Below are 23,019 nucleotides of genomic sequence, written 5' to 3'. Positions count from 1 at the left end.
CCGTTCCCCGTACGCCTTAACGCTTTGTTAAGGAAAGCACGGGGACCGCCAACGCTCAAGACATTTCGATCGCCATCTCGCGTGTTAGTGAACGAAACAGACGAAAGATTCGCCGATCAGCCCGGCTGCGAAATCGGCCCGCCAGGCTTGTTCAAAAGACCCACCACATACGAGCGAAGGCGAAGCATCGGCTTTTCTACGGCAATCCAGGAAATGAATGCCAGTGGCAGGACGATGACAAACGTCACCGCAGCCAGTGCCATCGGCGCCAGCGACGGAACCAGCCACAGCAGCGACTGCTGGATGGGTCCTGCGAAGATGTAGATGCCGAACGAGGTGTCGAAGCGGTTGCAGATGCCCCGAAGCGGACCCCAGGTTTTTGTCGCGGCCCAAAGCGCAGCATATCCGAGAAAGAGCATGGCCCCGACTTCGGCAAATTGCGTGCGCACGGAAAGAACGAAAATGAGGACCAGCGGCAGCAACATCAGAGCAGTGATCACGATGTATTCGCGCAGAAGATACGCGAGCACACCACCGAAAAAGAAAACGATGAAGTAACGCAAGTTCTCGACAAAGCCGTACGCGGCGGGATCACTTGGCAACGATAGCGACACCGTCGCGACCACGACGGCGAGTGCCGCAATCGCTAACGTCCCCCAGCGGCGCTCGAACAATCCTGCGACACCGATCAGCGCAAGCCCCCCGTAGCATGCGACCTCATATTTCAATGTCCATAGCGAGGAATTGACGTATCCGGCATACGCGTTGGTTTCAAAGACCCCGGGCAGCGGCGCCGACCCGCTAGAGAGCGTCAGTGTCTTGGCTATATAGCCATATAGACCTGAATTCGCGAGATAATCGGCAGGAGACAGACTTGTCACGCACAGACCGAGAACGAACGCCGTCGCCAGCACGCAAAGGATCAGCGCCGGAAAAATCCTGAGAGCCCGCGCAACGATAAAATCGACAAGGTTTCGGCTGCGGTCAAAGCTCTGCGCCACCATGACGCCGCTCAGGAAAAAGAATACCTGCACGGCACATTCGCCGAGCGACCGCCCGAGCCACGACTGCAACGGTTCGGCATCGGACGTGCCCGCCGAATAGAGATAGCTGTGCGAGATAAGAACGGTTGCCGCCATTGCAAAGCGCAGCACTCCAAAACTGTTTGTCTGGGGTGTCAGAACGTCGGCCAGGCGAGGAAACGCGGCGGGTCGTGAGTCAAATTTCATGATGTCCGAGTGTGCTGGATTGAAACCGGTCGAAAAGCCAGCAGCACTCTCTATGCCAAACAGGTTAACGCTCGGGATCAACGAGCGTTACCATTCTCTTCCCGCGGCATCCGAAATCGGACGATCAGGCCGTCGCGCCGCGTTCGCCTTCGTCGAGCTTCTTGCGGCTCGGCCAGCTCGCGCCCAGCCAGTCGTCGGTGCCAAATAGCCAATACCAGAAGCCCTGGCGGCGCCGGTAGCGATCGACGATAAACCTATTCATCGTATCCATGTGCGAGTTGATGGCGTTCAGCGTCTCGGCGGGCAGCGCCGTGTCACGATCCAGTTCGCCGATACGATTTAAAATGTTTGCCGTGTCGGTCGCAGCATCTGCCCGCCACTGATCCATCGAACCGGCGAGCGTGTGCTGGTTCTGATTGAGCTTCATCAGCGCATCATGAAGCTCCGAGAGGTCATTGGCATACGCTTGATATTTGGCGGCGGCCGTTTCTATCTCTCCGGTCAGCGCCCGTTCGACAGCGCCAAGCCTGTCTCCTATATCGGCCGTCGCCTGGGCGACCCAGCGGTGCTGCTCGTCGAGTTTCTCAACCAGGCCGTTAACGCGCTCTAATCCGGACACGAGCGTTTCCATCCGCCCGCCGTCGGTCGAACTCGCAAGCGCCCTATGGACATCCCCATGCAGCTTGTCAAACCGTTCGCCAAGAGCATCGACGTTACTGCTCTGAGCGCCAAGAACCGCTTCTTCGATAACATCGAGCCGGTTGGACAGAGGCTTGAGATCGACGAGGCCGCGAAGCTCATCGAGAGACGCATCGTTAGCCGCCGGCCGATCCCGAACGGCAACTTCGAGATCCTGCAACCGCTGCGAAAGCACGGTCCAGGATTGCGACATTTCCTGTAGACGGAGTTCCAACCCCGCCTCGATGTCTTCAAGCTTGGTGACCAGCGACTGGTCGGCCGGCCCGGCGCGCGAATCCTGCATGGCCTGCTCCAAAGTTCCGATACGTTCGAGAAGGACATTCTGCCTGTGATCCTGATCGCCCTGGTGGGCTTGCGCGTCGCGGCTCAAATCACGAATGAGTCCTGCAATGATGTGGCGTTCATTCGAAAAGTCCTGGCTGAGTGCCCGAACCATCTGTTCAAGCGCGTCGATGCGCGAGTTCTGCAACGCATCCGTCGGCGTGCCGAGATTATCGGCCCGGTAAGACCGCGCATCCGGCACGTACCTTAGCCCGCTCGACGCGGTGAAACGGACATCGCCGCCGGAACGCGTCAACGGCGGCAGCGGCTCGCCGAAATCGCGAAGCGGCGCGCGTGCCGAATACCGCAGGACGATGTCCGAAGCAGGAAGCTCGGACCTGTGATCGAGGAGAACTTGCAACACGTCGTCGATGTCGGCCGCCGCTTTTCGCCGTGCCGCAACACCGGAAGCAAGGCGCAAGAGATCTTCAAGCTCATCGGAGCGACGTGGCGCAACGGCACCATTTCCGCTGACTGCCGGAATATCACCTGCCACGATAGCGGCGGTATCCCGGCGCAACGACGACACACGGATGCCTCGCGCTTCGAGTACCGCGATCGCGCCTTCGATCCGCGTCATCGCGTTGAGGAGATGTTCGATGCGAACCTCGGCGGCCCGATGCGCTACAGCAATGTCATAAGCCTGGTTGCAACAGGCAAGCACCGTCTCTTCGACCAGAATTGGTCCGGATCGATAGCTGCCGCGTTGACCATTTTGGCCCGCCGCAAGTTCGGCTGGTGTGACAAGCTCGGCCGGTGTGCCGGTCCAAGTCTGAGGAGTCCTGAGATCAAGGTCCTCGCCCCTATAAGCCATCGCTCGTCTCCCGTCCCGCGCGCCCCCACGAGCGCAGCCACAATCGCCTTGCACATCCTTCATAGATGCGGAAATCGGCGACCTCTTGACCTAGCGAGATTAGCGACGATCGGATCGGCTTGCGACTGGAGATGGTTACCAATTCGTCCATGACGCCCAAATACAATCGAAAGGAACCGGGCTTCCCTGTCTCAAAACAGCGTCGGGTTGGCCGGTTCATGGAGATCCGGCCCCTCCGCCCGCGGATCATTCAGCCTTGGGTTGACGGCCGCGACCGACATACACCCGTCCGGGGCACATCTCAGAAGCTCGGAAATCTCCACCGTGCTTCCGGAACGGCAATCCAGCCAACGATCATAATCCGGGGGACGAATGATCACCGGCATCCGATCGTGAATTGGCGATACGTCGGAGTTCGCCGCGGTTGTGAGGATCGCCATGGTCTCGATTTCACTTCCGTCGGCGCCCAGCCAAACTTCCCAGATGCCTGCAATCGCGAAAAGGGCATGTTGCGTCATCCTGATAAAGTGGGGCTGCTTCGATCGGCGTCCGCCGACCCATTCATAATACCCGCTCGCGGGAACGAGGCATCGGCGATGACGAACCGGACCACGAAATGACGGCTTTTCAGTAATCGTTTCAGATCGGGCGTTTAGCAATGGCTTGTATTCGCGGGGATCCTTGACCCACGCAGGCACCAGCCCCCACTGTACGAGCGCACATTCGCGAATGTGCAAGGCGTCGTGACGGACGATCAGGACGGGCTGTGACGGCGCAATATTGTACCGCGGCGGAAAATCGTGGCCGTCCGTAATGCCGAATAGGCGGTAAACGGCTTCGGGGCGGGCGATCAGACTATAGCGCGAGCACACGACAAGGGCGCCTCATTGGGTGCCGCCCGAAGACACTACGATAGGGATCGATAAGTGCGCCGTCGAATGGCCGAGAATCTGCTTTACTCTAGCGCCGTGGCTGCGATTTTGGAAAACGGAGTGTTGATCATAGCCCGCAGGTGGAAAAGAGCGGCCGCACTTGCCGTACTGGTTACTCTATGCGCGCAATCGGTTGCCTTCGCGGCCTCCGACGCCAAACCATACGATGATCGTCTGCTGAGACTTTCCGAGATTTTGGGCGCCGTTCATTATTTACGTGAGCTTTGCGGCGCCAATGAAGGACAGTACTGGCGCGACCGCATGCGCGATTTGATGAATGCCGAAGGATCGAGCGCACTCCGTCGCGCGAAGCTCACGCGGGCCTTCAACCAGGGGTACCGGAGTTATAGCCGCACCTATAATACATGCAGTCCGTCGGCTCAGACCGCAATCCGGCGCTTCCTGTCGGAAGGCACGACGCTGTCGGAAGGCTTGCTCAAAGCATTCCCGTGACGTGACAAGCACACCGCAAACGACAACGGCCGGTTTACTGTGAATTATAGCCGCTTGGAACTTTCACCCGCGCTCATGCTAGTTCAAACTCGTTACGGGGAGCCGCTCGCTTAGGGCGACAAGGGATAGACCGCATATGCAGTGCTTCGAAGACATCGATACCAAAAATCCGACGCTGAAAGCGCTCGATCTTATTCTTGCGGCGTGGGACGAAGGTGTGGATACAGGCGTTGAGCCACAGCAAATGGCCTATGCCGCTTTGTTTACGGCGCTGACGGATCTCGTTGCCATTTACGGTGAAGACGCCGTGATTCACCTTACGCGGGGTCTTGAGAAGCGCGTCGTGGAAGGTGAGTTCACGCTCGCCCGGCGCGACCAATAGTCGACGCCGGCCGGGCGCGCTCAAAAGCTGCCGCCCTTCCAGATCACTTCGGCGATCAGCACCGCCCCAAACACGGCCAGCAAAACACCTGCAATTCGATTGACGAAGTGGAGCGTACGCAAGTCGATCTGATGCCGATAGCGGCCAATGAGATTCGATAGCGTGATCCACCACAGCATGCTGCCGCTGACGATCGCTGCTACCAAAAGCAAGACATCGATCGTGGAGTGCACTTCGACGAAAGTGCTTACGCCGCCGAAAACCGCAAAGAGGCCCAGCACCGCACCCGGATTGGTGATCGTCAGAAAAAATGTCTGCGGAATGTCCCAGGCGAAATCCTTCAGCCGCTCCGGCGATGCATCGGCATCCGAAACAGCTTTCAGCCGTGGCGCGCTAAAATAGAGCCTCGCGCCGAATGCAATCAGCGCGAGTCCACCGAGCACCTGAATGATGGCGCGATGAGTGTGGACGGCGCCCAACACCGTTCCGACACCGAGACCGGCGCACAGGGCAATCAGGGCATCGCCCATGACCGATCCAATGCCGGCAGCGACGCCGCCCCAAAAGCCCCGCTCGATCGCGCGTTGAATGCACAGCACATTGACCGGCCCGACCGGCGCCGCAATCAGAATACCTACGATGATGCCGACAGGAATGATAAGTGGGTTCGGGATATAATCCATCAAGGCGGGCGTGCTCGGGTCAAATCTGCAATTAGCGCAGGCTGCTTCTGGACTGCGCGGCTTCAATCTCCAACGCGTAACGGTCCGGCGGCTATGCGGAATATTTTTTCAAGCGCAGGCAGAGCAACGATGCTCCGGCAACGCCGACGGCACCAAAAGATACCGCTTATCCGAACACCCCTTCGCCTTCTACTCGTAGTGATGACCATCGCACTTGTCCACGTTTTGCAACCTGCTGCCGACGAAAGTGCTCACGCGCCGCGGCTGCCGCAACATGTGGCCGATCTTCGCAACGCCATACTCGTCGCCGCCCGTTCCGGCAACATGGACGAGTTGAAAAACGCGCTGGACATGAGCGTTACGCAACCCGACTTCGGCATGTCGGATAAAATGGATCCGATTAAGGCCCTTAAAGCCCAATCATCGGACAATAACGGTCGCGAAATTCTTGCGATACTCCTGAACCTGCTCACGCTCCCTGCCGCGACTCAGCCGCTCGGAAGCGACATAGAGAACAATACGGTCTATATCTGGCCATATCTTGCGACACGTCCGCTGGACAAACTCACCCCGGCCGAAGAAGTTGACCTCTACCGACTTGTAACTCCAGCCAAGGCCGCTGAGATGCATGAGAAAAAGCGCTGGATGTGGTGGTGTCTTGCGATCACCGCCGATGGCAACTGGCTGATGTTCAAACGCATCGAATGAGCCGGATTGCAACGTCAGGTCGCAACAATCCGATGACTGCGAATTGCCGCAGAGGGGTGCCTCGACGCGAGCCTTTGCTTTATTGCGGGCCTTCTCAAACGAAATGAAGAGCGAGGATGAGCGTGATGAAGTGTATGAGTATCCTGGCTGCCGTCATTTTGAGCTGCGCCATCGCCGCACCGGCACAAGCCTTCCATCCATTCGAAGAGACATACGGATACGTCCCGCCCAAGAAATTGCGGCGCAGCCACCATGCTGACCCGGCACCGACGCAGCTGTTCGGAATGGGCTGGGACTGGGGTCGCCCACAGAATGCCAGGCCCGACGATGACAGCGACAGTTCGTCCGCTCGTGCATCCGGAACGCTGACGGGTGGCGGCAAGCCGCATATCGCTGCCATCGCTCCGCCCAGAGTGACATTCCACAACAGCTACGGGACAGGATCGATCGTTATCGATACCGCAGGACGCCATCTGTATTATGTCCTCTCGCCCTCGACAGCTTACAGATACCCCATCGCTGTCGGTAAGCAGGGTTTTGCATGGTCGGGCGTCGAGAAAGTCTCCCGCAAGGTGGCTTGGCCTGATTGGTATCCGCCGGCGGAGATGCGCGCCCGCAAGCCGGGACTCCCTGTACGCATGAGCGGCGGCATCCGCAATCCGCTCGGTGCGATGGCGCTCTACCTCGGCAATACGCTTTATCGCATCCACGGGACGAACGACGTGAAGTCAATTGGCACGGCTTCTTCATCCGGCTGCATCCGCATGACCAACGGTAACGTCACACATCTCGCGAGCATGGCTGGGATCGGAACGACCGTCTACGTCCTGAAGCGCTTACCCGCCGGATCGCGTATGGCGAAAGCTGGCGACGAAGGCTGAGATCCCAAGCTTCGTGCGTTGGCATCCGGTCAGCGCGCGAAGCCTTCTAGGAAACCAACGGGCTCGCCACGTGCTGGCCCGTTGATTTCTCCTTCCCACATCACTTTGCTGCCCCGAACATACGTTCCAACCGGCCATCCTGTGACCTTCACGCCGTCGTAAGGCGTCCATCCGCACCGGCTTTCGATCCAGTCGTTCGAAATCGTCTCCTGCCGTTTCAAATCGACGATCGTCAAGTCGGCATCATAGCCGACGGCGATACGGCCCTTGTTCCGAATACCAAACAACCGCTGCGGTCCGTGGCTCATCAGATCGACGAAGCGCTGCAGCGATAGCCGGCCCGCGTTCACGTGATCGAGCATGATTGGCACAAGCGTTTGCACACCCGTCATGCCGGAATGCGTATCGGGATAAACGTGGTCCTTTTCCTCACGCGTATGCGGCGCATGATCGGAACCGAGCACATCGACCACGCCCGCTCTCAGCGCGGCCCAAATCGCGGCGCGATGGCGCGCGTCCCGAACCGGGGGATTCATTTGCACATAAGTACCGAGTCGCTCGTAACATTCTGGACCTTCGAGCGTCAGGTGATGCGGTGTAACTTCGACCGTCGCGTAAGCCTTGTGATCGCGAAGGAACGCCATTTCCTCGGCTGTCGAAATATGAAGCACATGGACACGTTTGCCATGCTTCTCAGCAATACCGACCAACCTTTTAGTTGCGATCAATGCTGCCTCGGGATCGCGCCACTCCGGATGCGAAGACGGATCGCCCTTGCGCCGCAGATGCATCCGCGCCTTGAGCCGGGCTTCATCCTCGGCATGAAATGAAGCCCGCCGCGAAATGTTCGCGATGATGCTGTCGAGCGCCGCTTCCTCATCGACGAGAAGATCTCCGGTCGACGAGCCCATAAACACCTTGATGCCCGCAGAGGCTTCGAGTTTTTCAAGCTTTGGAATTTCAGAAATATTATCGCGCGTACCGCCGACGAAAAACGCGAAGTCACAAAACATCCGATGCCGTGCGCGGCGCACCTTGTCCGCAAGCGTTTCTTCGCTCGTCGTCAGCGGCTTTGTGTTCGGCATCTCGAAGACGGCCGTGACGCCGCCGGCGACAGCTGCGCGGCTACCCGTCTCCAGATCTTCCTTATGATCCAGCCCGGGTTCGCGAAAGTGCACCTGCGTATCGATGACGCCCGGCAGGATGTGTAGACCGCCGGCATCGATTATTTCGGACGCCCTCGCCGTCCGGAGATCGCCGATAGCTGCAATCCTCCCATTCGCAATCGCGATATCGCGAACGCCCTCGCCGTCTTGGTTGACGACTGTCGCGTCACGGATCACGACATCGAATGTCTCAGGCATTAGTGGGCTCCTCGGACTTGCCTTCAGCTAAGACCCCGCATACGTAACTCCCATCCCGTTTGCAATCGAGACAAGCCAATGCCTAGCGCAAAGATCGCGCGACTGACCGACCGGGGCGTCGTGAAAGTCAGCGGCGCCGACAGCGAAAAGCTGCTTCAGGGCCTTATTACCAATGATCTCGAACGGCTCGCTCAAGGTACCGCTCGGCATGCGGGCTTGCTCTCGCCACAAGGTAAAATTCTTTTCGCGTTCTTTGCTCTTCGCACACCCGACGGCTTTCTTCTTGATGTCGCCGCGGCCAAGACCGCCGAACTCGTCAAGCGGCTGACGATGTATAAGCTGCGCGCCGACGTTACCATATCCGACATTTCATCGGGCTTTGCCGTCTATGCCGTTTGGAACGACGGCGCCGCCGCCCTGACGCAAACCCGAACGTGCCTTCACTTTGACGATCCCCGCCATCCCGCGATGGGTATCCGCTGGTTGGCTGAAGCACCTCCGCCACCCGACAAACAAGTCGTGGAACTGGCCCACATCGATTATGACGCGCTGCGCGTTCGCCTTGGGGTGCCCGAGGGCGGCAAAGATTATGAGTTCGGCGACGCCTACCCGCACGAGGCGGATTTCGATCTCTTCAACGGCGTCTCTTTTACCAAAGGATGCTACGTCGGACAGGAGGTTGTCGCACGGATGCAGAACAAAACAGTCGTGAGAAAGCGCGTCGTCAAAATCTCCGCGACCGGGCCACTCGTCTCAGGTGCGGACGTACGTTTCGGCGATATTGCCATCGGCAGGGTCGGCACCGTCGATGGCACCCGCGCCCTCGCCATGCTGCGATTGGATCGCGCAGTGGAAGCCTTGGATAAGGATCGAAACTTGACGGTCGCCGGCAGAAAGATCGACATCGATCCCGAAGCGCTCGCCCATTATCGTACGTCAATAGCGGCGAAACCGTCGTCATCTTTGCAATCATGACCGCCGCTAACGAAATCGACCGCTGTCCCTGGGCAGGCGCAACCGGTACCGAGTACGCGCGCTACCATGATGAAGAGTGGGGCGTGCCGATGACGAACGATCGCGCGCTGTTTGAAAAGCTCATCCTCGAAGGTTTTCAAGCTGGGCTGTCCTGGATCACGATCCTGCGAAAGCGTGAAAACTTCCGCAAAGCGTTTCACGACTTCGACGCGGCCCGCATTGCCCGCTTCACAGAACGCGACATCAACCGGCTGATGAACGACGAAGGCATCATTCGCAACCGCGCCAAGATCGAAGCCACCATATCGAACGCCAAGGCGTATCTCGCGCTCAGCGAACGGATACCATTCGCTGAGTTCATCTGGGGATTTATCGACGGTCGCCCGATCATCAACAGCGTGACGAGCTTCAAAAGCGTCCCGACAGAAACGGACGTCTCGAAAAGGATGAGCAAAGGGCTAAAGGCGGAAGGCTTCCGCTTCGTGGGCTCGACAACGCTCTACGCGTTTATGCAATCGACCGGCATGGTCAACGATCATCTCGTCTCGTGCTTCCGCCACGCCGCTTGCGCCAAACTCCAGAAGAAGTTGAAGATCGCGGGCTTATGAGCGCGGAGAAAAAACCTCTGAGAGCGTGGCAGCGCATGCTGTCGGGACGCCGCCTCGATCTGCTGGCGCCGAAACCAGAGGATATCGAGATAGAAGACATCGCCCACGGCCTGGCACGTGTCGCCCGCTGGAACGGCCAGACCGTCGGCGACCATGCCTTCTCGGTCGCGCAACACAGCGTGCTGGTTTCCGACATTGTGGCCGCTATCGAGCCCGACTTTAGCGCAAGGGAGCTATGCGCTGCGCTTCTGCATGATTCGCCGGAATATGTTGTGGGCGATTTGATCAGCCCATTCAAAGCTGCGATCGGGCTCGACTACAAATCTTTTGAGCAAAAGCTCCTCTCAGCCATTTATCAGCGGTTCGGCATCGGCGAAATAGACGCACACGTCGTATCGTCAATTAAACACGCGGATACCATTGCAGCCTATTACGAAGCAACTTTACTTGCGGGCTTCGAACCTGCGGAAGCAAATCTTTTTTTTGGCCGTCCCGCTTTGCCTGACGAGCTCGATAGGGAACTTAGGACGCTCACGCCGCTTTCAACAAACGCAGCGCAGAAACAGTTTCTTGACGAATTCAAAAAGCTTTCGCGTTTCTGACATTCAGGCCGTTTTGCGGCATAGCGCCAGTATTTTAGTTGTGCAGATTATCTGAAAATCGCCACGATCCCCCACTAGCTCGGCTCATGGGGAGCACGGGGAAGACACTATGAATATGGAACTTTCAGGCCGGAGAAAACCGACGCCCGATACGTCTCATCGGACTCCCGAAGCCGACACGGAACATTCTCTTTCCATCGGCATCGGCCTCAATGCGGCGATCGTGGCTGTAGCTGAAAACGAACCCGTCGCGCTTGTCGTGCGCGGCGAACCCGACAGTATCGGTGCAACGGACATCCTTCCGTTTGGTCCATTTAATCCGGTTGAGCACCGGACGCTTGAAAGCGGCCTACGAGCATGGGTTCATGACCAGACCGGTCTCGAACTCGGGTATGCCGAGCAGCTCTATACATTCGCTGATCGTGGACGTCATGCCGAGCCGGACGACGTAAAGCCTCACGTCGTTTCAATCGGCTATCTCGCTTTGACTCAGGCGGTGGGGCACCACGGCCTGACGGATGGCGTTTGGCGGAGCTGGTATCAGTATTTTCCTTGGGAAGATTGGCGGCGCGGCAGACCGGAAATTATCACCAAGGAAATCGAACCGAGACTGAAAGCCTGGGCGGAGAAGTCTGGGCCTCAGAAATCAATGCACTCGCCGATTCCGCGAGCCGATCGCGTCCGCATCTGCTTCGGTTTCGACGGTATGGCATGGGACGAGGAAAAGGTCCTCGAACGCTTCGAAATGTTGTACGAAGCCGGCCTCGTCGACGAGGCGGTACGAGATGGCCGTAACGCCGCACACGAATGGAGCGATCGTCCGAAGCTTGGACTTCCGATGCAATCCGACCATCGCCGCATTCTAGCGACGGCAATCAGCCGAACGCGCGCAAAGATCAAGTATCGTCCGGTCGTGTTCGAATTGATGCCAGACGAGTTCACGCTTTATGAGCTGCAGAAAACCGTGGAAGCCATTCTCGGTCCGCACCTCCACAAGCAGAACTTCCGCAGACTTGTCGAAGGCGCAGGTCTTGTCGAACCGACGGGAGATGTGAAGACGCGCACAGGCGGTCGCCCAGCGAAGCTCTTCCGTTTTCGTCGCGAGGTCCTGTTGGAGCGTCCGGCTCCAGGCGTCCGCGTTTCGGCACCGCCGAGCCGAAACTGATCTGCACAGTAGGCGACGCACATTATCCAGGGCTGGCCGGAACGGCCGCCCTGGAAATCTGTTCCAGCATCTATTATGTTAATCGTGTTCAGGAATACTCAAGGAGAGTATTTCTGTATGCGGATGAACGGCTGATGTGCCGCCGTTGTTTGTAGTCCATATATGCTCGACAAGAGTATATTAAGCGTTGATCGGAGGCAGGTCAATGGTTTCTACCCTCGTCAGAACGGCAAAATCGCGGTCCGTTCCGAGCCAGGCCCCGATAGCCGTGCCTGCTTACACGTGGTCGAAAGCGCTCGAAGCCGAGATGGCGCCGCTGTACCAGCGCGTCCGGCACATCGTGACGCCAATGGAATGGCCGCATTATGCGCCGCTCATCAAAGCGATCAACGAACTCAAGACTCAGCGCAACGCTGTTATTCTCGCGCACAATTACATGACGCCGGAGATCTTCCACTGCGTCGCAGATTTCCGCGGTGACTCGCTGCAACTGGCAAAGGAAGCCGCACGCACGGATGCCAAGGTTATCGTGCAGGCGGGCGTCCATTTCATGGCGGAAACTTCGAAGCTCTTGTCGCCAGACAAAACCGTCCTCATTCCGGACATGCGCGCAGGTTGTTCACTCGCCTCCTCGATCACTCCGGAAGATGTGCGTATGCTCCGTGAAGCATATCCCGGCGTACCGATCGTTACCTACGTCAATACCTCCGCGGCAGTGAAGGCCGAATGCGATATCACCTGCACATCGTCGAACGCGGTGAAAGTCGTCGAGAGTCTCGGCGCTCCGCGCGTGCTATGCATTCCAGATCAGTATCTGGCGAAATGGGTGCAGTCGCAGACCAAAGTGGAAGTCATCGCATGGAAAGGTGCCTGCGAAGTCCACGAACGCTTCACGGGCGAAGAACTTGAGGCCATGCGCGCCGACGAGCCGGGCTTGAAGATCATCGCGCACCCGGAGTGTCCGCCCGACGTCATCGCGGCGGCAGACTTCACCGGCTCGACCTCGGGCATGATTCAGTGGGTGAAGGACAAACGGCCTGCCAAGGTCATGCTCGTCACCGAATGCTCGATGGCCTCGAACGTGGCCGTCGAAGTTCCCGACGTTGATTTTATCCGCCCGTGCAATCTCTGCCCGCATATGAAGCGGATTAGTCTCGAAAACATCTATGACAGTCTGGTCAATATGCGTCACGAGGTGACGGTTGATCCGGATGTTGCTCATCGTGCCCGTCGCGCTGTCGAGCGGATGGTCAATCTGACCAACTAGCATTTTCGGGCGACGGCCCGGGAGGCAATGCCATGGCAGCACGAAATCGACGCGAGCCTCGTACATTCAAACCGTTCGAGAGCGAAGCAGGTCCCGGCGACATCGTCATCATCGGTGCGGGTCTGGCGGGACTTTTCACAGCGTTGAAGCTCGCGCCTTTACCCGTCACCGTGATTGCCGCGGCGCCGCTCGGCGAGGGCGCATCGAGCATGTGGGCGCAGGGTGGTATTGCTGCGGCCGTCGGCGAAGGCGACAGCACGGACAAACACGCGGCCGATACGATCGAATCGGGCGCGGGCATCGTCGATCCACAGGTCGCCCACATTGTCGCCGATGAAGGGCCGGATCGCATTCGCGATTTGCTAAGCTATGGCGTACCCTTCGACCGTGATCTTGCGGGCCATTACGTGCTCTCGAAGGAAGCCGCGCATTCCGAGAAACGCGTCGTCCGCGTCTCCGGCGACCGGGCGGGCGCTGCTATAATGCAGGCACTGATCGCCGCGGTTCGCAATACGTCCTCCATCCGCGTGCTTGAGGGTTATGAGGCTGACGACCTCATCGCCCAGAACGGCCGTGTGCAAGGCGTTCGTCTGATCCGTCCGAAAGCGCTCGGAAACGGCACATACGTTTTCGTGCCAGCTTCCGCAGTCGTACTCGCGACGGGCGGCGTCGGCGCATTGTTCGCGCTGACGACCAACCCTTCCTACGCCAAGGGCGAAGCGATTGCGATGGCGGCACGCGCCGGTGCGATCATCGCCGATCCTGAATTCGTCCAGTTTCACCCGACGGCAATAGACGCCGGAATCGACCCCGCGCCACTTGCGACAGAAGCGCTTCGCGGCGAAGGCGCGACGCTCGTCAACTCAAACGGCGAGCGCTTCATGCTCTCCGTCGATCCTCGCGGAGAACTGGCTCCGCGGGACGTCGTCGCCCGGGCCGTCTACAATGAACTGAACGCCGGACGCGGCGTCTTCCTAGATTGCCGGACAGCGATTGGCCCCCACTTCGAAAAGGAATTTCCGACGGTCTGGAACCACTGCCGGAACGTCGGCATCGATCCAACAACCGACCTGATCCCGGTTGCCCCCGCCGAGCACTATCACATGGGCGGCATTGCAACCGACTTGCGCGGCCGCACGAGCCTCGCAGGATTATGGGCCGTTGGGGAAGTCGCTTCCACAGGCCTGCACGGCGCGAATCGCCTCGCCTCGAATTCGCTTCTCGAAGCAGTCGTCTTCGGCGCGCGCGCTGCCGCAGACATTCGGACGTTCATACCACATGATCGGGTTGGGCATTTCGTACACCCGAAGCGCATTTCCGGAACGCGTGCAACGCCGACAGCGAAGCGCAGAGAGGCTGCACAGACGTTGCGCACCATCATGACGAAATATGTCGGAGTCCAACGCTCGGCGAAAGGTTTGAAGCTGGCGCTCGCCGTACTCAAAGAACTCGAAGCAAAAGCCGCAGGAGACCTTGTCCTCTCCAACATGGTGCTGACCGCACGGCTTATTGCCGGCGCCGCATTGATGCGCAAGGAAAGCCGCGGCGGCCATTTCCGCTCGGATTACCCAATGAGCAATCCCTCATTGGCGCATCGGACGTTCATCACGATCGACGATCTTGATGCCATCGCGCCGAAACGGCCGGCGCATCCCATGCCCGCGATGGCCTGCCGAACATGAGCAGAGGCCCCATTTTGCCCACGCTGCCGCCGGGACTGGTGGAAGAAGCGGTTCGCATTGCGCTCGATGAAGACCTCGGTCTCGCCGGAGATATTACGACCGACGCGACCGTACCATCCGGCAGCAAAGCGAACGCAGTCATCGCGGCTCGTAAACCCGGCGTGATCTCAGGGCTGCCCCTCGCAAAAGCGGCTTTCGACGCAGTCGATCCCGAAACGTATTTCTCGATTGAAATTGATGACGGCCAGGCAGTGAAGCCGGGCGCCGTGATTGCGCGCATCTCAGGCGATGCGCGAGCGCTGCTGACCGCCGAACGCGTCGCGCTCAACTTTCTCGGACGCCTCTCCGGCATTGCGACGCTTACAAGCCGCTATGTCGACGCCATTCGGGGAACACGAGCGAAAATCGTCGACACCCGCAAGACCACCCCCGGCTTGCGCGCGTTCGAAAAATACGCCGTCCGATGCGGCGGCGGCTTCAATCACCGCGCCGGACTGTTCGACGCCGTTCTGATCAAGGACAACCACATCATTGCTGCCGGAAGCATCACCGCCGCAATACGCGCCGCCAGGGCCGCCGTCGGACATATGACGAAAATCGAAGTTGAAGTCGATACATTGGCCCAGCTTGAAATTGCAATGCAGGAAAAAATCGACTGCGTGCTGCTCGACAACATGGGTCCGCCGGAGCTTTCGAAGGCCGTGCAAATCGTTGGCGGCCGCTGCCTTACGGAAGCGTCTGGCGGCGTCAACCTTGATACGGTTCGAAAAATCGCTGAAACCGGCGTCGATCTGATCTCGGTCGGCGCGCTGACGCATTCCGCGGCCGTGCTCGATCTTGGGCTGGATTTCCTTAACCCGCCAAAACAAGCTATCCTTGAAGCTTGAATTCGCCACAGTCGGTGGGCATCTCCGGAACGGGTTAAACGCATGATGTCTGGGCCGGACATCACGAAAGGCATCACATGGCAATGCAATGGATCGTTCTTTGGGGGCTGGTCGCCATCACGGCATCTGCGCTCGGCGCAATTCTGGCTGGGATCAAAAACCGCGACGTGTCCTATTGGATGGCCTGGAGCTTTCTGGTGCCGCCGCTCGTCGTCTGGCTGCTGTTGACGCCTAAAAACAAAGGCCCCCGCCCGCGCCAGCCGCGCCTCGACGACATCGACCGCCGCGAGAACGGCCCGCTGTAATCAATCGGATCCGTCCGGCACGCGTTTCGTCCGACGCCGGATTGCCGCCTGCGCCGCAGCGAGCCGAGCGATCGGCACGCGAAAAGGCGAGCATGAAACGTAGTCGAGATCGATCCCCTCGAAAAATGCAATCGACTTCGGATCGCCACCATGTTCGCCGCATATCCCGGTCTTCAGATCGGGCTTTGCCCCCCGGCCCCGTTCGACCCCGATTTTGACGAGCTCACCGACGCCACGCTGATCGATTGTCACGAATGGATCGGTCGAAATAACTTCGTGTTCAAGATAGTTCGACAGGATTGGCGCAGCATCGTCGCGCGACAGCCCGAGCGCCGTCTGCGTCAAATCATTGGTTCCGAAGGAAAAGAAATCGGCCCCGGCCGGCCCGCTCACGATATCTGCCGCCCGCAACGCGGCTCGTGGCAACTCGATCATCGTTCCGACGTCATAGGGAATAGCGACTCCCGTCTCCCGTTCGACGGCCTCGGCCGTCTCGACGACGACTTGACGCAAAACGTCGAACTCGCGCCGGTACGCAACGAACGGGATCATTACTTCGGGACGCACGGCACTGCCCGTCCTCTTCTGCGCATTGGTTGCCGCCTCGAAAATTGCACGCACCTGCATGCGGGTGATTTCGGGAAATTTGATTCCGAGACGGCAACCTCGGAACCCCAGCATCGGATTAAATTCTTCGAGTTCAGCGACGCGGTTCTTGAGCCGCATCAGGTCCATGCCAAGAGCCGCGGCAACCTGCGCCGCTTCCCGATCTTCATGCGGAAGAAATTCGTGCAGCGGCGGATCAAGCAACCGGATGGTGATCGGCAAACCCGCCATGATCTCGAATAATTCCTCAAAATCGCCGCGCTGAACGGGCAACAGCTTGTCGAGGGCTTGCTGGCGGCCTTCCTCGTCCTCGGCGCAAATCATCTCGCGAACGGCGAGAATACGTCCTTCCTCGAAAAACATGTGCTCTGTCCGACAAAGGCCAATGCCTTCGGCGCCAAACTCGCGCGCCTGACGCGCATCTCGGGGCGTGTCGGCGTTGGTGCGCACCTTCATCCTTCGCGCACGGTCGGCCCAATCCATGACGATAGCGAATGTTCCGGAGAGCTGTGGAGGCAACATCTTTGCTTTGCCCGCGTAGACGCGCCCGCTGCTGCCGTCGATCGAGATGATATCTCCCGACTTAAACATGCGCGCTCCTGCACGCATCGTTCCGGCGTTGGCATCGATACGGAGCGTTCCAGCGCCCGACACACAAGGCCGTCCCATGCCGCGCGCCACGACAGCAGCATGGCTCGTCATGCCACCCCGCGCAGTCAGGATACCGACAGCGGCGTGCATCCCGTGCACGTCCTCTGGGCTCGTCTCCGAACGAACGAGAATAACGTCTCTGCCTTTCGCCTTGAGGGCTTCCGCCATCTCTGCGTGGAATACAATCTCACCGGAGGCCGCGCCCGGAGACGCAGGCAACCCCCGTGCGATCAGATCGTGTTCGGCCGACGGATCGATCGCTGGATGCAAAAGCTGGTCGAGCTGCGTCGGCTCGATACGGAGGATCGCCTCGTCCTTACTGATCAACCCCTCAGCCGCAAGATCGACTGCAATCTTGAGCGCAGCTTCCGTCGTTCGCTTTCCGGAACGCGTTTGCAAAATCCAAAGCTTGCCGAGCTGAACCGTGAACTCGACATCCTGCATGTCGCGATAATGCCGTTCCAGGCGGTCGAAAATCCGCGTGAGATCGGCGAACGCCTCGGGCATCGTAAGTTCGAGCGACGTTTCGGGCGCTTCGCGCGCACTTTTCCTGGTCAGCGGTTGCGGCGTGCGAATTCCGGCGACGACATCCTCGCCCTGCGCATTGGGCAGGTATTCGCCGAAAATTTCTTTTTCACCCGTCGAGGGATTGCGTGTGAAGGCGACGCCTGTCGCAGAGTTATTTCCAAGGTTGCCGAACACCATCGCCTGCACGGTAACAGCCGTACCCCAATCGTCGGGAATATCGTGCAAGCGCCGATACGTCTCAGCGCGTGGATTGTGCCAGGAATCGAACACCGCCGCGATGGCGCCCCACAGTTGCTCGCCGGTATCCTGCGGAAACGGCGCGCCGTGCTCGCGCTCGATCGCGGCTTTGTACTCAGCGATGATCTCGCGCCAGGATTCTTCATCGAGATCGGTATCGGCCGCATAGCCGTTGAGGTTCTTGAAATTTTCGAGAATGTCTTCGAAGGCGCCATGGTCGACGCCAAGCACCACATCGCCATACATTTGAATGAAACGGCGATAGCTATCGAAAGCAAAGCGCGGGTCACCCGTTAATGCGGCGAGCCCCTCTACAGTCTTGTCGTTAAGACCAAGGTTGAGGATCGTATCCATCATCCCGGGCATAGACGCACGCGAGCCTGACCGGACCGACACGAGCAGCGGCCGCGTCTCATCGCCGAAACGCGCGTTGACCGTATCTCCCACCACGTCCAGAGCCCGTAGCACGTCATCCTTCAACGCTTCGGGCAATTGATTGCCCGCCGCGAAAAAAGCCTCACAAACCTCCGTCGTAATCGTAAATCCGGGCGGCACGGAGAGCCCGAGCATGGCCATCTCTGCGAGATTTGCGCCTTTGCCGCCGAGCCGCTCCGCCATATCGGCGCCGCCTTCCGCCTTGCCGGGGGCAAATGCGTAAACCCATTTCTTTTTGCCGTTATTGTCCGGCTGTGCCATCAGACCTCCGGTGCGGTCTTCATGCTGCCATGATCCGCGTCAGGAGACGTGCCATAGCAAATGGAGCCGCGCATTCCTAGCGGAACGCCCCGCGCGCTTCGCTCGACGAAATTATGGGAAGTTTATCACGATGGCCGCGCTTGAAACCGTTCTCGACACTCTTGGTCAATCGAAAGCTGCAGGGCTCGACCGCTTGTTCGAACTCTTGCGGATAGACAGCGTATCGACGGACCCAGCGTACAAGGAAAGCTGCGGCAAAGCCGCCGAATGGTGCGCGAGGACTCTGAAGGACATTGGCTTCGCGGACTCTAAAGTTGTGCCAACAAGCGGCCATCCGATGGTTGTGGCCCATGATCGTGCAAAACGCGATCCCTCAGTACCGCACGTCCTTTTCTACGGCCACTACGACGTGCAGCCGCCGGATCCGCTCGATCTTTGGAAATCTCCGCCCTTTGAACCGCGCATCGCAACAGACACGGCCAACGGTGAGGTCATCGTCGCGCGCGGCGCTGAAGATAACAAAGGTCAGTTGATGACCTTCTTCGAAGCGGCGCGCGCATGGATGAAAGTCGCGGGGCAACTCCCAATCGCTGTGTCTGTTCTGATCGAAGGCGAAGAAGAGTGCGGATCACCGTCGCTGCCGCAGTTTCTTGCCGAGCACGGAGATGAGCTGAAAGCCGATCTCGTCCTCGTTTGCGATACCGGCCAGTGGGACAAAGACACGCCGGCCATCACGACGATGCTGCGCGGCCTCGTTGGCGACGAGCTCGTGATCAACGGGCCGTCGCGCGACCTCCACTCCGGCATATACGGCGGTCCTGTCATCAATCCGATCCGTGCTCTCACCAAAGTGGTCGCCGCACTCCACGACGACACCGGCCGCGTTGCCGTTCCGGGTTTTTATGACGGCGTTCAGGATCCGGCGCCCGAGCAACTCGCACAGTGGAAATCTCTCGGTCTCAGGGCGGCTTCATTTCTTGGCGCAGTCGGATTGACAACGCCCGCGGGCGAGCAAGGCCGCACCGTCATCGAGCAACTCTGGTCGCGCCCGACGCTGGAATTCAACGGTATAACGGGCGGCTACCAGGGAGTGGGATCGAAGACCATTATCCCGGCGAAGGCTTCGGTAAAAATCACCTGCCGGCTCGTGCCTGGACAGGACCCCGACAAGATCATGAAAGCGGTCCATGACTACGTCGCAAAGATTCTACCGGCCGATTGCACGGCGACGTGGCTCGGACATCATGGCTCGGCAGGCGTGAGCTTCGACACCACGAGCCAGCCCATGCAAGCCGCCGCCAAGGCCCTTCAAGACGAATGGGGAAAGCCCGCAGTCCTGATGGGTAGCGGCGCGTCCATTCCAATTGTCACGTCGTTCCGAGATGCGCTCGGCATGGATAGCCTACTGATCGGCTTCGGTCTCGACGACGACCGTATCCACTCTCCGAATGAGAAATATAACGTGCGGAGCTTCGAAAAGGGTGCGCGGAGCTGGGCGCGAATCCTCTCCGCATTGGCACCGGCCGCAGCCTGATCGCCAGCCCGGCGCAGCTTTTTGGAATTGGCTATCGAGATCCGAATGCTCAAACCACACCTTCTTCTGACCGCACTGGTTTTCGCGCTTGTCATCGGATTTGGCGTGCATCTCGCCACCCGTCAAAGCGGGAGATTGTCGAGCGGCACCACCACCGGTCCAGCCGGAAATGTTCAGACGAACAATACCCCGAGTGGCAATGGTTACAGCAGCGGCGATGGATACCGTCGCAACTACGGCAACAACCGCGACGAGGGCGTCCCCGGCCAATTCGACTACTATGCGCTCGTGCTCTCTTGGAGCCCGTCCTACTGCGCCGACAGAGGCGAGGACGACAACGCCCAATGCAACCGGCGCGACGGCCGCCGCTATTCGTTCGTGCTACACGGACTTTGGCCGCAATACGACTACGGATATCCGTCGTCGTGCCGCTTGCCGCGTCGGCCCTTCGTTCCGGAGTCCGTCATCACCAACATGCAGGACATCATGCCGAGCCGCGGCCTCGTTGTTCATGAGTATCGCACGCATGGCACCTGCTCGGGGCTTGATCCTGCGCAGTATTTCGCAACCGCGCACCGGTTATTCGACACCATCGATATTCCGCAACAGTTCCGCAATCCGTTGGACGAACAATATTTGTCGCCCTCGGACATTCGCAGTGCCTTCTTGCGCACCAATCCTCAGCTCAAACCGGATATGATCGCAATCGTCTGCGGCGGCGCAAGCAAAGGACTGAAGGAAGTTCGCATCTGTTTCTCGAAGAACGGTCAGCCGCGTTCCTGCGGACATAATGAAAATCAGAGGAAGCTCTGCTCAGCTGAGCGCGTCTCGGTACCTCCGACACGTTCGACGGTGCGAGAGGAAGCACCTGATCGCCGAAATATGCCTGCTCCTGGACGCATTGACCGGCAGTCGCCGCTTCCCGGCCCGCGCATGAACTACGACTACAGCCGGCAGAACGAGTAGGGTCCAACGGCTCGCAATCGCCGGATCGTCTATTTAAGCCGCTGCACGCGACCGCTCCGCGCGCCAGGATTGCGGCGCGTAAGCGACCCAGCCGGTTCCCTGATCAACCAGGCTTTCGATCGACATCGGGTTGACGCTCCAACCGCTGGCGACGCCCAGCACATGATCTTCGGTCGGATGCAGGTCCAGAGATCCGCCGATATCGCCCTGCCGGTCCCGGATTCCTCTCACCTCGAACATCGAAAGCCCCAACCGGCGTTCTTCGATCGTCGACCGTCCCAAGTCCCAAATCGTTCCACCATCGCCTGCCGCAAACGCTCGCACGATAGAGTCCCCGTCGAACTTTGCCCAAGCATAGAAATCAATAATCGGAAATGTCGCAAAGTATTGGAAATGAGAGAAGTGCCCGGACAGCCGGTGCAGCAATGGCGACATTTTATCGACAAATGTTCCGCCTGCCGGGAGCGGCAGCGCCACGCTGGCAACAAGCGTCCACCCACGAATTGGCGGAGAAATAAAAACGAAGGAATCGGCTAGCTCAAGATCGTAGATGGCGCCGAGTCCCGAATTCCAGTTCGCGACGCTGAGATCGGCAAGACCAAGCACTGCAGCGAGACGCGGCACATCGTCGGTTTGCACCGCGAGCCATGACATTTCGCGACCGAAAGCGCGAGGTCGATCGGGCACATCGTCGACGGTGACGTTACGTGGCAGCAGGCGAGGCGCGAGAACGGCCGCCGCGGCTACAACGGTCAAAAGGACAAAAATGGCGATTGTCCAAGCCAAGCCGGATGCCGTCCATAAAATGCTTCGCACAACTTTTCTGTCGTGAGTTGCACGCTCGTGCAAGCGCCACCTTGAGGGAGCCTGTGAAAAAGTCTGCTCGCGGCGGCAAACGATCCCGCAAAACAAAGAACCGGGGCCAACGAGGGCCCCGGCGATGTAGTCGGGAGTATTCAGAGGGAGAACTTAGAAACGCTAGGGAAGGTTCACGCCAGCGGTGAACAAAAAGCGTCCGTCGGCCAAGTGATGAGTGCCGTTCGCGCTGACGACATCGGGAAGGTCGGTATCCCAATAACGGAAGTCCATGAAATACTTATCGACAGACAGCTTCAAACCGGCATTCCAGTAAGTGTAGTTGTCTCTACCCACAGCAAAGAAACCTGGCGCATCGTCGGCATTGGTATAACCGACGCCGCCGCTGACCGTTGGCGTGAACATCGCGAATTGTGGCAGCTCGTAGCTGACCAAACCTTCGATCGTTTCAGTCAGAACGTAGTTTCTCTGGTCAGGCGTAATATAGCCGGTGACGCCTAAAGTCAGGTTCTTGACCGGCGACACCGACGCGCCGACCTTGAATTCGAAGTAGTCCGTTGCACCCCAGCCCGCAGAATTGTCGGGGTTGGTGTAATACAGCGCACCGATATCCCAGCTGATCGGCCCTGTGGTCGGACGGATACCCGCATAGATATCCATTTCAAATGGATCGCCTATGCCGTTGTCTACGTTCGATCCCCAGAAATCGAGGTAAGCGATACCATATGTAAACTCGACGAACGGCTGGAACGCCGGCTTGTTATCCGTGAGCGATACGCCGCGGAAGAGATAATCGCTGACACCCGAAAGAGTGATCGAATAACCGAATTTACGATCTCCATCGTCATCGGCGAGCGCGGCTGTAGACATGGCCAGCGTAGCAAGGGCAGCAACCCCAGCTGCACCCAAGAAACTTTTGATATTCGTCATAAGGCAACCCCCGTCCCAGATGTGCGGTTCGCAGCACCCGCCCTTGCGGACCCCTCGATTCTCACCGCTCTCGACGCAGAAAAGCCATTCCGACGTGT

General features: G+C 58.9%; 22 protein-coding genes. 14 read left to right on the top strand and 8 right to left on the bottom strand.

What is annotated here, in order from left to right; genetic code table 11:
• Nucleotides 1-116 precede the first annotated feature (116 nt).
• The 3 genes from VHB22_RS05460 to VHB22_RS05450 form a co-directional block, all read right to left on the bottom strand.
• On the bottom strand, nucleotides 117-1,229 hold the full coding sequence (locus VHB22_RS05460; protein ID WP_325455947.1) for an acyltransferase: 1,113 nt from the start codon (nucleotides 1,227-1,229) through the stop codon (nucleotides 117-119).
• A gap of 124 nt (nucleotides 1,230-1,353) precedes the next feature.
• Nucleotides 1,354-3,063 carry a Clp protease gene (locus VHB22_RS05455; RefSeq protein ID WP_325455946.1) on the bottom strand — a complete coding sequence of 570 codons (1,710 nt, stop codon included), beginning with the start codon at nucleotides 3,061-3,063 and terminating at the stop codon, nucleotides 1,354-1,356.
• Between the two features lie 191 nt (nucleotides 3,064-3,254).
• Nucleotides 3,255-3,935 (bottom strand): SOS response-associated peptidase, encoded by a 681-nt coding sequence (locus tag VHB22_RS05450; protein WP_325455945.1) that lies wholly within the window; start codon nucleotides 3,933-3,935, stop codon nucleotides 3,255-3,257.
• A gap of 120 nt (nucleotides 3,936-4,055) precedes the next feature.
• On the opposite strand from VHB22_RS05450, the gene VHB22_RS05445 reads away from it, so the two are divergent.
• Both VHB22_RS05445 and VHB22_RS05440 read left to right on the top strand, forming a co-directional pair.
• Complete coding sequence (locus tag VHB22_RS05445) at nucleotides 4,056-4,448, top strand: TIGR02301 family protein (RefSeq protein ID WP_325455944.1); 393 nt, start codon at nucleotides 4,056-4,058, stop codon at nucleotides 4,446-4,448.
• A gap of 136 nt (nucleotides 4,449-4,584) precedes the next feature.
• A complete protein-coding gene (locus VHB22_RS05440) occupies nucleotides 4,585-4,830 on the top strand; it encodes a hypothetical protein (protein WP_015597431.1) in 246 nt (81 codons plus the stop codon).
• Nucleotides 4,831-4,850: 20 nt separating this feature from the next.
• Here VHB22_RS05440 and VHB22_RS05435 read toward each other — a convergent pair whose 3' ends face one another.
• Entirely contained in the window at nucleotides 4,851-5,513 is a 663-nt protein-coding gene (locus tag VHB22_RS05435) for a LysE family translocator (RefSeq protein ID WP_325455943.1), read from the bottom strand.
• Between the two features lie 201 nt (nucleotides 5,514-5,714).
• On the opposite strand from VHB22_RS05435, the gene VHB22_RS05430 reads away from it, so the two are divergent.
• Both VHB22_RS05430 and VHB22_RS05425 read left to right on the top strand, forming a co-directional pair.
• Nucleotides 5,715-6,221, top strand: coding sequence for a hypothetical protein (locus VHB22_RS05430; RefSeq protein ID WP_325455942.1), 507 nt, complete (start codon nucleotides 5,715-5,717; stop codon nucleotides 6,219-6,221).
• A 125-nt stretch (nucleotides 6,222-6,346) separates the two neighbouring features.
• Nucleotides 6,347-7,102, top strand: a complete 756-nt coding sequence (locus tag VHB22_RS05425) for a L,D-transpeptidase (RefSeq protein ID WP_325455941.1) — start codon at nucleotides 6,347-6,349, stop codon at nucleotides 7,100-7,102.
• A gap of 29 nt (nucleotides 7,103-7,131) precedes the next feature.
• Here VHB22_RS05425 and VHB22_RS05420 read toward each other — a convergent pair whose 3' ends face one another.
• Entirely contained in the window at nucleotides 7,132-8,466 is a 1,335-nt protein-coding gene (locus VHB22_RS05420; RefSeq protein ID WP_325455940.1) for a dihydroorotase, read from the bottom strand.
• Between the two features lie 78 nt (nucleotides 8,467-8,544).
• On the opposite strand from VHB22_RS05420, the gene VHB22_RS05415 reads away from it, so the two are divergent.
• The 8 genes from VHB22_RS05415 to VHB22_RS05380 all read left to right on the top strand — a co-directional run bounded on the left by VHB22_RS05415 (nucleotide 8,545) and on the right by VHB22_RS05380 (nucleotide 15,957).
• On the top strand, nucleotides 8,545-9,441 hold the full coding sequence (locus VHB22_RS05415; protein WP_325455939.1) for a folate-binding protein: 897 nt from the start codon (nucleotides 8,545-8,547) through the stop codon (nucleotides 9,439-9,441).
• Nucleotides 9,438-10,049 carry a DNA-3-methyladenine glycosylase I gene (locus VHB22_RS05410; RefSeq protein WP_325455938.1) on the top strand — a complete coding sequence of 204 codons (612 nt, stop codon included), beginning with the start codon at nucleotides 9,438-9,440 and terminating at the stop codon, nucleotides 10,047-10,049. The genes VHB22_RS05415 and VHB22_RS05410 overlap by 4 nt, the downstream gene beginning before the upstream one ends.
• On the top strand, nucleotides 10,046-10,651 hold the full coding sequence (locus VHB22_RS05405) for an HD family hydrolase (RefSeq protein WP_325455937.1): 606 nt from the start codon (nucleotides 10,046-10,048) through the stop codon (nucleotides 10,649-10,651). Before VHB22_RS05410 ends, VHB22_RS05405 begins: the two co-directional genes overlap by 4 nt.
• A 109-nt stretch (nucleotides 10,652-10,760) precedes the next feature.
• On the top strand, nucleotides 10,761-11,816 hold the full coding sequence (locus VHB22_RS05400) for an NUDIX hydrolase (protein ID WP_325455936.1): 1,056 nt from the start codon (nucleotides 10,761-10,763) through the stop codon (nucleotides 11,814-11,816).
• Between the two features lie 205 nt (nucleotides 11,817-12,021).
• A complete protein-coding gene (gene nadA, locus VHB22_RS05395) occupies nucleotides 12,022-13,083 on the top strand; it encodes a quinolinate synthase NadA (RefSeq protein ID WP_325455935.1) in 1,062 nt (353 codons plus the stop codon).
• Nucleotides 13,084-13,115: 32 nt separating this feature from the next.
• Nucleotides 13,116-14,765, top strand: a complete 1,650-nt coding sequence (locus VHB22_RS05390) for an L-aspartate oxidase (RefSeq protein ID WP_325455934.1) — start codon at nucleotides 13,116-13,118, stop codon at nucleotides 14,763-14,765.
• The gene (gene nadC, locus VHB22_RS05385) at nucleotides 14,762-15,652 is read left to right on the top strand and encodes a carboxylating nicotinate-nucleotide diphosphorylase (RefSeq protein ID WP_325455933.1); all 891 of its coding nucleotides are present in this window, start codon (nucleotides 14,762-14,764) and stop codon (nucleotides 15,650-15,652) included. The genes VHB22_RS05390 and nadC overlap by 4 nt, the downstream gene beginning before the upstream one ends.
• Before the next feature lie 77 nt (nucleotides 15,653-15,729).
• Nucleotides 15,730-15,957: a hypothetical protein gene (locus VHB22_RS05380; RefSeq protein WP_325455932.1), complete on the top strand. Its 228-nt coding sequence runs from the start codon at nucleotides 15,730-15,732 to the stop codon at nucleotides 15,955-15,957.
• Here VHB22_RS05380 and ppdK read toward each other — a convergent pair whose 3' ends face one another.
• Entirely contained in the window at nucleotides 15,958-18,675 is a 2,718-nt protein-coding gene (gene ppdK, locus VHB22_RS05375; protein ID WP_325455931.1) for a pyruvate, phosphate dikinase, read from the bottom strand.
• Nucleotides 18,676-18,805: 130 nt separating this feature from the next.
• Here ppdK and VHB22_RS05370 point away from each other — a divergent pair, with 130 nt between their 5' ends.
• Nucleotides 18,806-20,209, top strand: coding sequence for a M20/M25/M40 family metallo-hydrolase (locus VHB22_RS05370; RefSeq protein ID WP_325455930.1), 1,404 nt, complete (start codon nucleotides 18,806-18,808; stop codon nucleotides 20,207-20,209).
• Nucleotides 20,210-20,254: 45 nt separating this feature from the next.
• The gene (locus VHB22_RS05365; RefSeq protein WP_325455929.1) at nucleotides 20,255-21,175 is read left to right on the top strand and encodes a ribonuclease T2; all 921 of its coding nucleotides are present in this window, start codon (nucleotides 20,255-20,257) and stop codon (nucleotides 21,173-21,175) included.
• Between the two features lie 33 nt (nucleotides 21,176-21,208).
• On the opposite strand, the gene VHB22_RS05360 is transcribed toward VHB22_RS05365, so the two are convergent.
• Both VHB22_RS05360 and VHB22_RS05355 read right to left on the bottom strand, forming a co-directional pair.
• Complete coding sequence (locus VHB22_RS05360) at nucleotides 21,209-21,961, bottom strand: hypothetical protein (protein ID WP_325455928.1); 753 nt, start codon at nucleotides 21,959-21,961, stop codon at nucleotides 21,209-21,211.
• A 192-nt stretch (nucleotides 21,962-22,153) separates the two neighbouring features.
• Entirely contained in the window at nucleotides 22,154-22,921 is a 768-nt protein-coding gene (locus VHB22_RS05355; RefSeq protein WP_325455927.1) for a TorF family putative porin, read from the bottom strand.
• Between the last annotated feature and the right edge of the window lie 98 nt (nucleotides 22,922-23,019).

This window comes from Hyphomicrobium sp. (genome assembly GCF_035548195.1).
Taxonomy (GTDB): domain Bacteria; phylum Pseudomonadota; class Alphaproteobacteria; order Rhizobiales; family Hyphomicrobiaceae; genus Hyphomicrobium_B.
The sequence above is the reverse complement of the archived record's forward strand: the minus strand, read 5'-3'. Positions and strand labels throughout refer to the sequence as shown.

Bases quoted from the DNA above. Each gene is read 5' to 3' on its own strand.
- VHB22_RS05415 (WP_325455939.1), top strand. From the start codon at position 8,545: ATGCCTAGCGCAAAGATCGCGCGACTGACCGACCGGGGCGTCGTGAAA.
- VHB22_RS05425 (WP_325455941.1), top strand. From the start codon at position 6,347: ATGAAGTGTATGAGTATCCTGGCTGCCGTCATTTTGAGCTGCGCCATC.
- nadC (WP_325455933.1), top strand. From the start codon at position 14,762: ATGAGCAGAGGCCCCATTTTGCCCACGCTGCCGCCGGGACTGGTGGAA.
- VHB22_RS05460 (WP_325455947.1), bottom strand. From the start codon at position 1,229: ATGAAATTTGACTCACGACCCGCCGCGTTTCCTCGCCTGGCCGACGTT.
- VHB22_RS05400 (WP_325455936.1), top strand. From the start codon at position 10,761: ATGAATATGGAACTTTCAGGCCGGAGAAAACCGACGCCCGATACGTCT.
- VHB22_RS05410 (WP_325455938.1), top strand. From the start codon at position 9,438: ATGACCGCCGCTAACGAAATCGACCGCTGTCCCTGGGCAGGCGCAACC.
- VHB22_RS05380 (WP_325455932.1), top strand. From the start codon at position 15,730: ATGGCAATGCAATGGATCGTTCTTTGGGGGCTGGTCGCCATCACGGCA.
- nadA (WP_325455935.1), top strand. From the start codon at position 12,022: ATGGTTTCTACCCTCGTCAGAACGGCAAAATCGCGGTCCGTTCCGAGC.
- VHB22_RS05455 (WP_325455946.1), bottom strand. From the start codon at position 3,063: ATGGCTTATAGGGGCGAGGACCTTGATCTCAGGACTCCTCAGACTTGG.
- VHB22_RS05370 (WP_325455930.1), top strand. From the start codon at position 18,806: ATGGCCGCGCTTGAAACCGTTCTCGACACTCTTGGTCAATCGAAAGCT.
- ppdK (WP_325455931.1), bottom strand. From the start codon at position 18,675: ATGGCACAGCCGGACAATAACGGCAAAAAGAAATGGGTTTACGCATTT.
- VHB22_RS05390 (WP_325455934.1), top strand. From the start codon at position 13,116: ATGGCAGCACGAAATCGACGCGAGCCTCGTACATTCAAACCGTTCGAG.
- VHB22_RS05435 (WP_325455943.1), bottom strand. From the start codon at position 5,513: ATGGATTATATCCCGAACCCACTTATCATTCCTGTCGGCATCATCGTA.
- VHB22_RS05405 (WP_325455937.1), top strand. From the start codon at position 10,046: ATGAGCGCGGAGAAAAAACCTCTGAGAGCGTGGCAGCGCATGCTGTCG.
- VHB22_RS05420 (WP_325455940.1), bottom strand. From the start codon at position 8,466: ATGCCTGAGACATTCGATGTCGTGATCCGTGACGCGACAGTCGTCAAC.
- VHB22_RS05355 (WP_325455927.1), bottom strand. From the start codon at position 22,921: ATGACGAATATCAAAAGTTTCTTGGGTGCAGCTGGGGTTGCTGCCCTT.
- VHB22_RS05365 (WP_325455929.1), top strand. From the start codon at position 20,255: ATGCTCAAACCACACCTTCTTCTGACCGCACTGGTTTTCGCGCTTGTC.
- VHB22_RS05430 (WP_325455942.1), top strand. From the start codon at position 5,715: ATGACCATCGCACTTGTCCACGTTTTGCAACCTGCTGCCGACGAAAGT.
- VHB22_RS05440 (WP_015597431.1), top strand. From the start codon at position 4,585: ATGCAGTGCTTCGAAGACATCGATACCAAAAATCCGACGCTGAAAGCG.